Genomic DNA, 14,463 nt, shown 5'->3' with positions numbered 1-14,463 from the left:
ATCCTCATGTATACATATACAATCCGGTTCCTGCGCTGCGCTTCACCTTGCTGACAGCCTCTCGCGACGGATCGTGAACAGGTTACCAAGCAGCTGCACCAGTCACAGCCCCCGAACTTGCATCCACCGCCGATTCCTAGTCCAATAGCCACTTATAAAAATGACATGAGCATCCCGGACATGAAGATCATCTCTTTCAATATCAACGGCCTGCGCGCCCGTCTGCACCAGCTGCAAGCCATCATCGACAAGCACCAGCCCGATGTGATCGGCCTGCAGGAGATCAAGGTGCACGATGAAGCCTTCCCGCTGGCCGATGTGGAGGCCATGGGCTATCACGTGGAGTTTCACGGCCAGAAGGCCCACTACGGGGTCGCCATCATGAGCAAGCAGAAGCCGGTCAAGGTGGAGAAAGGCTTCCCCACCGATGACGAAGAGGCCCAGCGCCGGATGATCATGGCCACCTTCGAACGTGAAGACGGCTCTCTCATCAAGGTGATGAACGGCTACTTCCCGCAGGGTGAAAGTCAGGATCACGAGACCAAGTTCCCGGCCAAGCAGAAGTTCTACGAGGATCTGCAGCACTACCTCGAGACCAACCACACCCCGGACGACCAGCTGGTGCTGATCGGGGATATGAATATCTCTCCCACCGATCTCGACATCGGCATCGGCGAGGCAAACCGCAAACGCTGGCTGCGGGATGGCAAATGCTCCTTCCTGCCCATCGAGCGCGAATGGATGGAGCGACTGAAAGGGTTCGGCCTGACCGACACCTTCCGCGCCGCCAACCCCACCGAGTGCGAGCGTTTCTCCTGGTTTGACTACCGCTCCAAGGGCTTTGACGAGAACCGCGGCCTGCGCATCGACCTCATCATGGCCTCCGACGCCCTCAAGGACAAGGTGACCGAGACCGGTATCGACTACGAGCTGCGCGGCATCGAGAAACCCTCCGACCACGCCCCCATCTGGGCCTGCTTTGCCTGATGCGGCGCAAGATTAACCGATGAGCCGCGACGAAATCGTAAACTGTGAAGCGGCTCGCGGTTGCCTGCGATAAAAGGGCGTAAAAAACCCATCCAAACAAGGTGCCTTATGGCACCTTATTTTTTGCAGCAAGGAGTGGTTGGCGTGATACGGTTGCGAAGAGCCCTGGCCCGGGATGAACATCCCCGAAGCCCCCCGCCCATATCGGAAAAGTCAGACTTTTTTCGTCAATCGGCAACCCTAATTGCCACTTTGAGAAGGTTGTGTTCAAGGTTGCCGCCCTATCATCTCCCATTCCAATCATAAAGAAGTTGTTTTTTTAATCATGAAGTTAATGATGTGTATGGAGCAACATGCTGAACGCAGCAGCCGAAATCGATCCAACAGGAGTGTGATGATGAAGGTGTCCAATGCCGGAAGAGAGGTTTACAAACGCAGCTTGCTGACCCTGGCGCTGATCAGCGGTCTGAGTGCCTGTGGCGGCGAGACGACCCAGACGGCCCAGACCATGCCCGCCGTCCCTGTGGTGGTCGCCGAGGTCAAGCTGACCGATGTGCCGCTCACCACCGAGATGGTGGGAGAGACCGCCGGTTTTCGCGAGATCGATGTGCGCTCCCGGGTCAGTGGCATCCTGCTCAAGCGCACTTATGTGGAAGGCCAGCCGGTTACCGCCGGTCAGGAGCTGTTTCTGATTGACCCGGAGCCCTACAAAGTGGCGCTGGAGCAGGCCAAAGGGACTTTGGCTCAGGAGCAGGCCCGTCTCAACAAGGCCCGTGCCGATCGGGATCGCATCATTCCCCTCTTCAAGCGTCAGGTGGTGAGTCGCAAGGACTATGACGACACCATCGCCAACTACGAAGCGGCCATCGCCAGTCATCAGGCCGCTCAGGCCAAGGTGAAAGAGGCGGAGCTCAACCTCAGCTACACCCAGGTGACCGCCCCCATCAACGGCATGGCGAGCAAGAGCTCCCAGTCCGAGGGGAGCCTTATCTCCACCAGCGGCGACAACGGCCTGCTCACTACCATCACCCAGTTTGATCCGCTCTACGTCAACTTCTCCTACTCGGAGCAGGATCGCCTCAACTTCGAAAACTCGGTAAAGAAAGGGGTGATTGAGGCGAAGGATGCCACCACCTGGCGCACCCATATTCGTCTGGCCGATGGCTCCCTCTATCCGGAGGCGGGCAAGCTCAACTTCTCCGACAACCGGGTCGATCCCCAGACCGGCACCATCCGTGCCCGCGCCATCTTCGACAACAAGGACGGCGTACTGCTGCCCGGCCAGTTTGTCCGCATGACCATCGATCTGGGCACCCGCAAAAATGCCATCGTGGTGCCGCCGCGCGCCATCGTCCAGTCCCAGGCTGACCGCATGGTGATGGTGGTCGATGCCGACAACAAGGTAGTGCCCCGTCCGGTGACCCTGGGCGCGGCAGTCGACTCCGGCGTGCTGATCGAGAGCGGCCTGCAGGCAGGTGAGCGCTATATCGTCGAAGGCTTGATGAAGGCTCGTCCCGGCGCCGTGGTAAAACCTGTCTCTGCCGACGAGATGAAGGCGATCACCGGCAAGGTGGTCAGCCAGTCTGCGGCCAAGTAAGGAGCCCGTATGTTTTCCAAGTTCTTCATAGAACGCCCCATCTTCGCCAGCGTGATTTCGATCATTATCGTGCTGGGCGGGTTGGCGGCGATGCGGGCGCTCCCCATCGAGCAATATCCCCAGATCACTCCGCCGGTGGTCTCGGTCACGGCGTTTTATCCGGGCGCAACCCCGGAGGTGATCTCCCAGACCGTGGCAGCGCCGCTGGAGCAGCAGATCAACGGCGTCGAGCGGATGATCTACATGCAGTCGGGGTCGGCCTCCAACGGCCAGATGAACCTCAACGTCTACTTCGAGATCGGCACCGATCCGGATCAGGCCACCATCAACGTCAACAACCGGGTCTCGGCCGCCATGGCCCAGCTGCCGGAAGAGGTGAAAAAGCAGGGGGTGACGGTCAAGAAGAAATCGACCTCCATCCTGCAGGTGGTTACCCTCCAGTCACCGAACGGCTCGTTTGATACCACCTATCTGTCGAACTACGCCCTGCTCAACATCATCGACGAGCTCAAGCGGATTCCCGGCATCGGTGATACCACCTTGTTTGGCGGTACCGACTATGCGATGCGTATCTGGCTGCGGCCGGATCGACTGGCCCAGCTCGAGCTCACCCCGAGCGACGTGATCGGCGCCATTCGCGAGCAGAACACCCAGTTCGCTGCGGGCAAGATCGGTGCCCAACCCACCACGGCCCCCATCGACTTCACCTACACGGTGCAGACCAAAGGGCGCCTTGAGGATGTGAAGGAGTTCCAGAACATCATCGTCCGCTCCATGCCCGATGGTTCCAAGATCCGGGTCCGCGATGTCGCCCGGGTCGAGCTGGGGGGCAAGGATTATGATCTGGTCGCCCGCGCCAACGGCAAACCGGCCATCGGTATCGCCACCTATCTGCAACCGGGCGCCAACGCCGTCGCGGTCGCCGATGCGGTACACGCCACCATGGAGCGACTCAAGGAGCGCTTCCCGCAGGATATCGAGTACCAGATCCCCTACGACACCACCGAGTTCGTGAAGATCTCCATCGAAGAGGTGGTACACACCCTGTTCGAGGCAATCGTACTGGTGTTCGTGGTGGTCTATCTGTTCCTGCAGAACTTCCGCGCCACCCTGATCCCCTGTATCGCGGTGCCGGTGTCGCTCATCGGGACCTTCGCCGGCATGCTGGTGCTCGGTTTCTCCATCAACCTGCTGACCCTGTTCGGCATGGTGCTCGCCATCGGCATCGTGGTGGATGACGCCATCGTGGTGCTCGAGAACGTCGAGCGGATCATGAGCGAGAAGAAGTGCTCCGCCAAAGAGGCTGCCATCCTCGCCATGCAGGAGGTCTCCGGTCCGGTGGTCGCCATCGTGCTGGTACTCTGCGCCGTGTTCCTGCCGGTCGCCTTTATGGGCGGCATGACCGGGGTGATGTACAAGCAGTTCGCCATCACGGTCGCAGTCTCGGTCGCTATCTCCGGTCTGGTGGCACTGACTCTCTCCCCGGCCCTCTGTGCCGTGTTGCTCAAAGAGGGACACCACAAACCCGCCCGCTTCTTCGTCTGGTTCAACGAAAAATTTGACCAGCTGACCCGCGGCTATGTACGGGGTGTGGCCTTCCTGAACCGTCGGGTGGGGGTCGCCTTTGCCATCATCGCCGTGCTGATCCTCTCCATCTACGGCCTCTTCCTGAAAGTGCCAGGCGAACTGGTACCGAACGAAGATCAGGGCTACCTCATCTCCGCCGTCATGCTGCCGGATGCCGCCGCGATGAGCCGGACCCAGGCAGTGGCGGATCAGTTCGACAAGATCGCCATGGCCAACCCCCATGTGAAGGATGTGATCACCTTCTCGGGCTTTGACATTCTCTCCAATGCCATCATCAGCAACAGCGGCATGACCTTCATTACCCTGAAGGACTGGAGCGAGCGTCAGGGGGCCGGACAGGACTCCTTCTCGCTGGCCAAGACCTTCCAGGGCTTGAGCCTGATGGGGCTGGCGGATGGCTTTGTCGCCTCCTTCAACCCGCCCCCCATTCAGGGGATGTCCACCACAGGTGGCCTTGAGGCCTATCTGCAAAACCGTGGCACCGGCAACGCCCAGGCCTTCTCCGGCGAAGTACAGCGCTTCCTTGAAGCAGCCAAGGCGCGCCCGGAGTTTGCCAGCGTCACCAGCACCTACCGCGCCAACGTGCCGCAGGTCTATCTGGATCTGGACCGCGAAAAAGCCAAGGCGCTTGGGCTGCCGATCAACGCGGTGTTCGACACCATGCAGGCCACCTTCGGCCAGGTCTATGTCAACGACTTCAACCAGTTCGGCCGTACCTACCGGGTGCAGTTGCAGTCCGAGGCAGACTATCGCGCCAAGAAGAGCGACATCCGCAACGTCTATGTCCGCTCCGACAAGGGGGAGATGATCCCGCTCAGCAGTCTGGTGACGGTGCGTGATGCCACCGGCCCCGAACTGGTCGAACGCTTCAACATCTTCCAGGCCGCCAAGATCATGGCCCAGCCCGCCCCAGGCTACAGCTCGGGTCAGGCCATCGCCGCGCTGGAAGAGGTCGCCAATGAGGCTCTTGGCAACGACGCCAAGCTGGAGTGGACCGGCTCCGCCTATCAGGAGAAAGCGGCCGCAGGCAGCGCAGGCATGGCCTTTGGTTTCGGTATCGTGATGATCTTCCTCATTCTGGCTGCCCAGTATGAACGCTGGAGCCTGCCGTTTGCGGTGATCACCGCCGTACCGTTCGCCCTGTTCGGTGCCCTGCTCGCCACCTGGCTGGTGGGGCTGACCAACAACGTCTACTTCCAGATCGGGCTGGTGACCCTGGTCGGCCTTGCCGCCAAGAACGCCATCCTGATCGTGGAGTTCGCGGTGATGAAGCACGAAGAAGGGATGAGCCTCATCGAGTCGGCACTGGAGGCGGCACGCCTGCGTTTCCGTCCCATCGTGATGACCTCGCTCGCCTTCATCCTCGGCTGTGTGCCTTTGGTCACCTCCAGCGGGGCCGGTGCGGCAAGCCGTCACGCCCTCGGCTGGCCGGTGATCGGCGGCATGCTCGCGGCCACCTTTATCGCCATCTTCTTTATCCCGCTCTTCTTCCGCCTCATCATGAGAGGATCGGAAAAAAGGGCCTGACTATTCCGGTAAAGCTCACCAAGCCCCTCCCTCACGGAGGGGCTTTTTTATTTCACGCCGTTACATCGCAAACAGATAGGCCTTCATCGCCTTGAGACGCACGGTGGCGGCACCGATGATGTCGATAAAGCCCAGCAGCCGATGGGGTTTATGTGCCGAAATCCAGGCTGAGCCGGTTGCCCCAATTGGCAAGTCCACACCGTCCGGTACCAGCATGTCGAGTACCACTGTCCGGCCATGGCTGGACATGTTGTTGCCCACATGCTGCCGTACATCTTGATCCCCCTGCGCAACACTCATCTGGGCCTCCCCCGTACCAGTAAGTACTGAGTGCACCCGTGCCCGAAAGATGCGCCCGGGATAGGCATCTACATAAAACTCGGCAAACTGGCCTGGTGCTATGTTGCGAAAACTCTGATCCGGAATGCGAAACTCCAGAAACTTGCGAGAAGTGTCGTATAGGTGCATGTTGCCGGTACGGGAACCGCTGGCAATATTGACTATCGAGACCTGACCATCAAACGGAGCCCTGATCACCTTCTCTTCATTCCGTCGCTCCTGCAAGGCCAACTCTGTCTCTAGATTCAACACCTGAGCTTCAATCGCCTGAACCTTCGCTTCACTGGCACTCAGTTGCGCCAGATCGCCATCAATTTGGGTCTGCAGCTGGTCACGGCTCTGAATACTGGCGAAGTTACCCAACTGGGTCAGCCGAGCCAATTCCTTGTGATTGAGGTTCAGTCGTGACTGGATCGCTCGCTGCTGGCTTACCTCTGACGCCACCTGGGCATGCTGGGCGTCAATCTGATAGCTCAACGCCTGAGACTTACCGTTACTCTCCCAGTCCGCAAGACTATAAATGGGCTGACCACGCGCAACGCGCTGATTATGCGCAACATAAATCTGATCTATCTGATGAAACTGGTTGATGCCTAGTAAGGGTCCCAACACCGCATGAGGTGCCTTGACCGTCGCCGAATCGGTAAAATCAACCGGAGCCAAATGGCGAGAGGTAGTCAACAAACCAAGCGCCAATAACGCGCCAATTGCGGTACTCCAAAAACCTGTTTTTAGGTTCCAAGGCAATATGTTCAGCTTGACCAGCAACCAGACGATCAGGATATAGGGCAGCAGGATCTCTTTCATGATGCCTCCCCCTCATGACGGCCACGTCGAATACCATGGCCGATAATAAGGCTCATCCGCTCGCTCAGCACATCCCAACGGGCAAAGGCGATGATGACGGCAAGCACCCACCAGGTCTTGTCGATAAACAGTCCGCACAAGGAGAGCGCAAACACCAGGGTGATATGCACCGACTCAGACACCTTGGCACGATGCACAGCGATCTCATGCAGTTCCCACAGCAGATAGACCAGATAGAGGACCACATAGAGAGTGATCACAGTAATCACCCCCATAAAGATCTCGGAATCAAGCAGTACCATGATGGCTGGCAAAGCATGGTCGAACTTGGCAGCCTCAATTGGGTATATTTGAGCACCTTTCGAGAAGAAGAGAACCAGAGCGACCGTGACCAATATAAACGTCAGGCGCCAAAGCCACCGCGCTAACGCAGAGGTTGATTCTGATGACATTTGATGTTGTTCCTTGAGTAACAGATGAGCAAACAAGTGGACCTCACGAGCCACCCAGCTAATAACGCGCATCAGGCTCGACCAGATCGGCGCGACGTGCAGGATGGAGAAGCCCCCAACCAGTGAAGGCTTGCAAGGCTCACAACTCAGAACTGGTGTTGTACACCGATGTTGAAGAAGTTCAGGTAGCTGTTGTTGTAGCTGCCGGACAAGTGCGGGCGACCGATCCCGTCCTGATCCACCGGCATATCACCCAGCCAAGCCAGGGTATAGCTGGCTTCCACCTTGGTGGCTGGGCTCAACTGATAACTGGCCCCCAGACCCCAGCGCCAACCAGAACCCACAGGAAGCATCACAGTACGGTACTCATCACTCACTGCACTACTGTCATAGCCTATTCCGCTGCTCAAACGCAGTGCAGGGGTGACATCAACCTGTGCCCCCAGGCTGGCATGCCATGTATCCTTGTAATTCATATCAATGGTTTGGCTGCCCATGGCAGATGCCACACCGATATCGCCAAAACGGGACCACTGCTGCCAGTTGGCACTGGCCAGCAAGGCCCACTGGTCGTTGAGCTGGTGATAGCCACTTAGCGTAATGGTCTGCGGAATCATGATCTCGACTCCTAGACCTGCCACATCAGCACGTGGGAAGAGCTGATCTTCCAGCTCCCACTTCAGTTCGGAGAAGTAGCTCAGGCCGATACGGGAGTGCTGATCCAGCTCGTAAAGTACCCCGAAGGAGGCGCCATACGCCCAGTCACTGTTGGAGAATTCCCGCCCTTCCCCCATCCCGGACGTCAGACCCACAGAGGCTTCCAGCGAACCATTCATGGCGATCAGGCTGGCTCCCACCGACCAATTTGAGTCAATGCGGTACGCCAGACTCGGAGCAAAGGCGATGCCGGTCAGCTTGGCCGACTGGGTATAACCACGACCATCCCAGCCATCGCCATAATCGATACCCAGACCGTGACTGCCAAAGATGCCGATACCTGCGACCCATTGATCGTCGATGGCATGAGTCAGATAGAGACTGCCGAGCGGCGCGGTCTGCAGGGCATTTCCACCGTTGTTGCCGCCGTTGTCCAGATCCAGCTCAAGATCGCCGTATACCACACCGCCATTGACCTGCAATTGGGTACCTTCCAGTTTGGTCATACCGGCCGGGTTGCTTGCGATAGTATCTGCCCCTTGGGCACGGGCGGCAGACCCTGCGTTGGCCAGCGCACTGTTGGCAGTGCTGGTCTCGTAGAGGGCAAGGCCGCCAGCCATGGCTGATGGACTCAGCAAAGCGGCAAGCATCAGCGACAGCAGTCGTGGCTGCATTTCAATACTCCTGAATAGTGAACATGGTGAGCACCCGGCAAGGTGTGCTGCTCAAAAACACGGTTTGACTCTTTGATTGTCAGCATCCGGGAGACCTGCGGCTTTATACTGCTCGCTCATGGCGTCACGGGATGGATAAGGTCGGCAAGCACTCCTGCCGCAGTCATTTATGCCGGAGCAAAAGAGTGAACCATCACGCCATCGTGGTAACTGACAGGTGCATCCTAACGGGATGAGGGGCATGCTTCATTAGGGTTGGGCATACGCAATGGTTAAGCATTGCTTAAATATCCTCCCCCCAACACAGCACCTCTATGACATCACCGGCGCCATTGACCTTCACCTCGTGGCAAGGTTTACAGTCCCGCCATCTGCTCCCGAAGGATGCTCGGATTGTCACTCACCCAGCTTGCTGCAAGATTGCCCTCTGTTGCTCTGGCCCGGCTATTGCTGGCGCTGCTGCTCGTCTGCGATCTGACCCTCTGCATCAGCTGGCATGGTTCTCCCCTCTCCTCCGAGACAAGCCCAAACAGGGCCCAGTCGATGGTGATGTTCGATTCATCCATGGCGATGGCGGATGACGATATCTCTCATGCAATGCCCGCTATGGATCACCCGGGCGATGTCATGCCCCTCTCCTGCCATCAGGGAGACGAGGGGTCAGCCATGAGCGATGAGTGCCAGATGCAAACCGGCGTCAATGCTCTCTCCTTCGGCGCGATGGCTCTGCTGGGTGTACTGGTCGCTCTGCTGATCTTTCCCTTGCTGTCAGGCAGTCCCCTCGCCAGTTCGCTGCTAGACAACTGGTTGCGGGATCCCTTCCTGCGATCGCGCGGTACTCACCCTCCCTCCTGGCCGCGCCGACATCTGGTGCTGTCGGTGTTACGCCACTAGAAAGTCCTTCTCTTGCGGCACAGGCAAGCTTTAACTTGCCCGTTTCCTGCCGCCTGCCTGACCCTGTGCCCCGGCCAAACCGGTCCGCTCACAGGGAGCCGTGCGCACTGATACAGCTGCGCCCCATTTGCCGCCAGCCCCTTTGGTAAGGCCTTGCACCTCACCCGACCGGCGGCCTGCACAAGAGAAGACGAATTATGTCACCATCCCACTTTTCACCGTCCAAGGTTGCTGCCTTTGCGGGCGCATTACCCTCCTGCACTTTCTGCATGCAGATCCGCGCCGGAGGCCAGTCATGAACAAGACCGTCCTGATGTCGGCCCTGCTGCTCGCCCTCGGCGCTGGTGGCGGCTACTGGGCCGCCAAACAGACCTCCGATGGCGCCAGCGCCAAAGAGAAAACGCCGCTCTACTGGGTCAACCCCATGGATCCCCGCGACAAGCGCGACGGCCCGGCCAAGGACAACATGGGGATGGACTTTATCCCCGTCTATGAGGAAAAACAGGGCGGCTCACCGGGCACCGTCACCATCAGCCCCGAGATCCAACAGAACCTGGGGGTGCGACTGGCTAAGGTCGAGCGACTGCCTATCCACCAGCAGATCGAGACGGTGGGCTATGTCGGGTATGACGAGGATCGGCTGGAGGCGATCAACGCTCGCATGGCAGGCTGGATCCGCACCCTCGCCATCAAGAGCGAGGGGCAGCAGGTGAGCAAGGGGAGCCTTATTTACGAGCTCTACGCGCCGGATCTGGTCAACGCCCAGCACGAATACCTGCTCGCACTCAACACGGCCAACCCACTGCTGCTGCGCGCCGCCGAGGGCAAGCTCAAGTCCCTGCAGGTACCGGCAGATCAAATCTCAGCCCTCAAGCGCACCCGTCAGGTGCGCGAAACCATCAGCATTTACGCCCCCAGCAGCGGTTATGTCTCAGAGCTCAAGGTGCGCGAGGGCCAGTATGTGGAGCCCGCCGCGGCGCTCTTTAACATCAGCACCCTCAAGCAGGTGTGGGTCAGTGCCGAGGTGTTCGAGCGTCAAGCCGCCCAGCTGAAGGTGGGGGATCCGGTCACCATGACCCTCGACTATGCCCCCGGCCGCAGCTGGCAAGGTAAGGTGGATTACCTCTATCCGACCCTGGATGCCGCTACTCGCACCCTCAAGGTGCGACTGCGCTTTGACAACCCGGACGAATTTTTGAAACCCAATATGTTCGCCAAGGTGGCCATTCGCACTGGCAAAGGCGCACCGCAGTTAGTGGTGCCGAGCGAAGCGGTGATCCGCACCGGTAGTCAGGATCGGCTGGTGCTGGCGTTGGGGGATGGCAACTTCAAGTCGGTCGCCGTCACCCTCGGCCCCCAGTTTGGCGACAAGGTTGCCATCAAGGCGGGGGTGGAAGCGGGGGACAGCATAGTCCGATCGGCCCAGTTTCTGCTCGACTCCGAATCGGCCATCAATTCGGACTTTCAGCGCATGACGGCGGTGCGCCCCGCCCAGGTGTGGACCCAGGGCGAGGTTGAAAGCATCGATCTGGCCAAACGTACCCTGATGGTCTCCCACCAGCCCATCCCCGAGTGGCAGTGGCCCGCCATGGAGATGGAGTTCACCGTCGCCGACGGGGTCGATATCAGCAAGCTGGTCGAGGGGCAGACCCTGCACCTGCAAGTGATGCAGGAGGGGGATGAGTACCGCATCACTACCATCCATCAGGAGCAAGCGCCCGCTATCGGCGACTCAGCCAAACCCGCAGCGGATGAGATGGAAGGCATGGACCATAGCCAGCACGATATGGGAGCCAAGCCATGATCCCCTCGATTATTCGCTGGTCAGTAGGCAACCGCTTTCTGGTGCTGCTATTGACCCTTATGCTCACCGCCTGGGGGCTCTGGTCGGTCAAGCAAACCCCGGTGGATGCCCTGCCGGATCTCTCCGATGTGCAGGTGATCATCAAGACCGCCTATCCGGGCCAGGCGCCACAGGTGGTGGAAGATCAGGTCACCTACCCGCTCACCACCGCCATGCTGGCGGTACCGGGGGCCACCACGGTGCGCGGCTACTCTTTCTTCGGCGACTCCTTCGTCTATGTGCTGTTTGACGACAACACAGATCTCTACTGGGCCCGCGCCCGGGTGCTGGAGTACCTAAGCCAGGTTGCGCCCAATCTGCCCGCCTCCGCCCGTCCCCAGCTCGGCCCCGATGCCACCGGGGTGGGCTGGGTCTATCAGTACGCGCTGGTGGACAGAACTGGCAAGCATGACCTCAGCGAGCTCACCTCGCTGCAGAACTGGTTCCTCAAGTACGAGTTGCAGACGGTTGAGGGGGTCTCCGAAGTCGCCACCGTCGGCGGCATGGTGCGCCAGTATCAGGTGCGGGTCGATCCGGACAAGCTGCGCGCCTACGGCATCCCGCTCTCCCTTATCGAGACCGCCATCAAGCAGGGCAATCAGGAGACCGGCGCCTCCGTCATCGAGATGGCGGAAGCGGAGTACATGGTGCGCTCCAATGGCTATCTGAAAAGCGTCGAGGATCTGAAGCAGATCCCGCTCGGTACCAATGTGCGCGGTGCCCCGCTGCTGCTGGGTGATGTGGCGGATGTGGTCACCGGCCCCCAGAGCCGCCGCGGTATCGCCGAGCTCAACGGCGAAGGGGAAGTGGTGGGCGGCATCATAGTCCAGCGCTACGGCGAGAATGCCCAGCACACCATAGACGGAGTCAAGGCGCGGCTGGCGGAGCTGAAGAGCAGCCTGCCACAAGGGGTGGAGATCGTTACCGTCTATGATCGCTCCGACCTTATCCAGCGCGCCATCGACAACCTCTCCGGCAAGCTGCTGGAGGAGTTCGCGGTGGTGGTACTGGTCTGCCTCGCCTTCCTGTTCCACCTGCGCTCGTCACTGGTGGTGGTCATCACCCTGCCCATCGCCATTCTGGTGGCCTTTATCGTGATGCATCTGCAGGGGATCAACGCCAACATCATGTCGCTCGGGGGCATCGCCATCGCCATCGGCGCCATGGTGGATGGCGCCATCGTGATGATCGAGAACGTCCATAAACACATGGAGCGGGAGGCGCTCACCGACAAGAACCGCTGGCGCATCATCACAGAGGCGAGCATCGAGGTGGGGCCTGCCATCTTCTTCTCCCTGCTGATCATCACCATCAGCTTCCTGCCGGTGTTCGCGCTGGAGGCGCAGGAGGGGCGGATGTTCCACCCCCTCGCCTACACCAAGACCTACGCCATGGCCGCCGCCGCCGCGCTCGCCATCACGCTGGTGCCGGTGATCATGGGTTACTTCATCCGTGGCAAGGTGCTGGCGGAGCATGCCAACCCGCTGAACCGTGGCTTAAGCCAGGGCTATGTGCCGCTGCTCAAAGCCGTCTTGGCCCGTCCGAAAACCACCCTGGCTGTCGCCGCCGTAGTGACGGTGGCGGGCTTCTGGCCGCTCAAGTACCTGGGCTCCGAGTTCATACCGCCGCTCGATGAGGGGGACATCATGTATATGCCCACCACAGCGGCCAATATCTCGGTGGGCAAGGCGCGGGAGATTTTGCAGCAGACCGATAAGCTCATTCGCACCGTGCCCGAGGTGCAAAACGTGTTCGGCAAGGCGGGGCGCGCCGAAACCGCCACCGACCCCGCCGACCTGGTGATGATGGAAACCAGCATCCAGCTCAAGCCCCGGGACCAGTGGCGCCCCGGTATGACCCCGGAGAAGCTCAAAGAGGAGCTCGACTCCCTCATCCGCTTCCCCGGCCTCACCAACGCCTGGGTGCCCCCCATCAAGACCCGCATCGACATGCTGGCCACCGGCATCAAGACCCCGGTCGGTATCAAGATAGCGGGGCCGGATCTCAAGGTGATCCAGCAGCTCGGCCAACAGCTCGAACAGATCGTTGGCAAGGTGGAGGGCGCCTCATCGGTCTACGCCGAGCGGGTGGCCGGTGGCCGCTACGTCAAGGTGGATATCGACCGACTGAAAGCGGCCCGTTACGGCCTCAACATCGCCGATGTGCAGGCGGTGCTGGCCACCGCAGTGGGCGGCATGGAGGTGGGGCAGACCATCGAGGGGCGCGAGCGCTATCCCATCAACCTGCGCTATCCCCAGAGCTATCGCGATTCGGTGGCGAGCCTCGAGCTGCTGCCGGTGGTGACTCCGAGCGGTGCGCGTATCGCCCTGGCGGACGTGGCCCGGGTCTACATCAGCGACGAAGCTCCCATGCTCAGAAGCGAAAACGCGCGGCTCAACGGCTGGGTCTACGTCGACATTCGCGGCCGCGATATCGGCTCCTTCGTCGATGAGGCCAAAGCCGAGGTGGGCAAGCAGCTGGTGCTGCCGGCGGGCTACGCCCTCACCTGGTCTGGCCAATACGAGTACATGGAAAGAGCCAAGGCGCGACTCACCTACGTGGTGCCGCTCACGGTCGCCATTATCGTGCTGCTGCTCTATCTGGCGTTTCGCCGCGTTCAGGAGGTGCTGCTCATTCTCACCACCTTGCCGCTGGCGGTGGTGGGCGGGATCTGGACCCTCTGGCTGCTCGACTTCAACCTCTCTGTGGCGGTCGGGGTGGGCTTTATCGCCCTGGCGGGGGTGGCGGTAGAGACCGGCGTCTTGATGCTGGTCTACCTCAACCATGCCTGGGATGACCTGGTGGCCAGCGGCAAGCCGGACAAGGCGGGGCTGCATCGGGCGGTGATCCAGGGCGCCGCCCTGCGCCTTCGCCCCAAGATGATGACGGTGGTGACCATTATCGCGGGCCTGTTGCCCATCATGTGGAGCCACGGCACCGGATCCGAAGTGATGCAGCGCATCGCCGCCCCCATGATCGGCGGCATGGTGAGCGCGCTGGTACTGACCCTCTTGGTGCTGCCAGCGGCCTATTACCTGTGGCGCAGCCGAAGCCTTGGCAAGAGCGCGAACCCGCAATCCGAATAACCCGATTTCACGA

At 60.1% G+C, this 14,463-nt stretch carries 9 protein-coding genes; 6 read left to right on the top strand and 3 right to left on the bottom strand.

Annotation, left to right across the window (positions count from 1 at the left end):
* Nucleotides 1-180 precede the first annotated feature (180 nt).
* The 3 genes from xthA (at nt 181) to WBR25_RS06720 (ending at nt 5,698) form a co-directional block, all read left to right on the top strand.
* Nucleotides 181-987: an exodeoxyribonuclease III gene (xthA, locus tag WBR25_RS06730; protein ID WP_005337776.1), complete on the top strand. Its 807-nt coding sequence runs from the start codon at nt 181-183 to the stop codon at nt 985-987.
* Between the two features lie 397 nt (nt 988-1,384).
* Nucleotides 1,385-2,584: an efflux RND transporter periplasmic adaptor subunit gene (locus WBR25_RS06725; RefSeq protein WP_031227697.1), complete on the top strand. Its 1,200-nt coding sequence runs from the start codon at nt 1,385-1,387 to the stop codon at nt 2,582-2,584.
* A gap of 9 nt (nt 2,585-2,593) precedes the next feature.
* Nucleotides 2,594-5,698, top strand: a complete 3,105-nt coding sequence (locus WBR25_RS06720) for an efflux RND transporter permease subunit (protein ID WP_064341877.1) — start codon at nt 2,594-2,596, stop codon at nt 5,696-5,698.
* A 60-nt stretch (nt 5,699-5,758) separates the two neighbouring features.
* Here the strand turns inward: WBR25_RS06720 and WBR25_RS06715 are convergent, their stop codons facing one another.
* The 3 genes from WBR25_RS06715 to WBR25_RS06705 form a co-directional block, all read right to left on the bottom strand.
* Nucleotides 5,759-6,844, bottom strand: coding sequence for an HlyD family secretion protein (locus WBR25_RS06715; RefSeq protein WP_167558152.1), 1,086 nt, complete (start codon nt 6,842-6,844; stop codon nt 5,759-5,761).
* Nucleotides 6,841-7,146, bottom strand: a complete 306-nt coding sequence (locus tag WBR25_RS06710) for a hypothetical protein (protein WP_479749604.1) — start codon at nt 7,144-7,146, stop codon at nt 6,841-6,843. Before WBR25_RS06710 ends, WBR25_RS06715 begins: the two co-directional genes overlap by 4 nt.
* A gap of 296 nt (nt 7,147-7,442) precedes the next feature.
* On the bottom strand, nt 7,443-8,627 hold the full coding sequence (locus tag WBR25_RS06705) for an OmpP1/FadL family transporter (protein ID WP_479749603.1): 1,185 nt from the start codon (nt 8,625-8,627) through the stop codon (nt 7,443-7,445).
* A gap of 393 nt (nt 8,628-9,020) precedes the next feature.
* Here WBR25_RS06705 and WBR25_RS06700 point away from each other — a divergent pair, with 393 nt between their 5' ends.
* The 3 genes from WBR25_RS06700 (at nt 9,021) to WBR25_RS06690 (ending at nt 14,450) form a co-directional block, all read left to right on the top strand.
* Nucleotides 9,021-9,521: a hypothetical protein gene (locus WBR25_RS06700; RefSeq protein WP_479749602.1), complete on the top strand. Its 501-nt coding sequence runs from the start codon at nt 9,021-9,023 to the stop codon at nt 9,519-9,521.
* A 295-nt stretch (nt 9,522-9,816) separates the two neighbouring features.
* A complete protein-coding gene (locus WBR25_RS06695) occupies nt 9,817-11,325 on the top strand; it encodes an efflux RND transporter periplasmic adaptor subunit (RefSeq protein WP_479749601.1) in 1,509 nt (502 codons plus the stop codon).
* The gene (locus WBR25_RS06690) at nt 11,322-14,450 is read left to right on the top strand and encodes an efflux RND transporter permease subunit (RefSeq protein ID WP_479749600.1); all 3,129 of its coding nucleotides are present in this window, start codon (nt 11,322-11,324) and stop codon (nt 14,448-14,450) included. The genes WBR25_RS06695 and WBR25_RS06690 overlap by 4 nt, the downstream gene beginning before the upstream one ends.
* The last annotated feature ends 13 nt before the right edge of the window (nt 14,451-14,463 follow it).

The organism is Aeromonas sp. MTB, assembly GCF_056632455.1.
This window is presented reverse-complemented; position numbering and strand designations above follow the sequence as displayed.

What these genes read in the sequence shown, in the direction of transcription:
- xthA (WP_005337776.1), top strand. Translation starts at nt 181, where the DNA reads ATGAAGATCATCTCTTTCAATATCAACGGCCTGCGCGCCCGTCTGCAC.
- WBR25_RS06725 (WP_031227697.1), top strand. Translation starts at nt 1,385, where the DNA reads ATGAAGGTGTCCAATGCCGGAAGAGAGGTTTACAAACGCAGCTTGCTG.
- WBR25_RS06720 (WP_064341877.1), top strand. Translation starts at nt 2,594, where the DNA reads ATGTTTTCCAAGTTCTTCATAGAACGCCCCATCTTCGCCAGCGTGATT.
- WBR25_RS06715 (WP_167558152.1), bottom strand. Translation starts at nt 6,844, where the DNA reads ATGAAAGAGATCCTGCTGCCCTATATCCTGATCGTCTGGTTGCTGGTC.
- WBR25_RS06710 (WP_479749604.1), bottom strand. Translation starts at nt 7,146, where the DNA reads ATGGTACTGCTTGATTCCGAGATCTTTATGGGGGTGATTACTGTGATC.
- WBR25_RS06705 (WP_479749603.1), bottom strand. Translation starts at nt 8,627, where the DNA reads ATGCAGCCACGACTGCTGTCGCTGATGCTTGCCGCTTTGCTGAGTCCA.
- WBR25_RS06695 (WP_479749601.1), top strand. Translation starts at nt 9,817, where the DNA reads ATGAACAAGACCGTCCTGATGTCGGCCCTGCTGCTCGCCCTCGGCGCT.
- WBR25_RS06690 (WP_479749600.1), top strand. Translation starts at nt 11,322, where the DNA reads ATGATCCCCTCGATTATTCGCTGGTCAGTAGGCAACCGCTTTCTGGTG.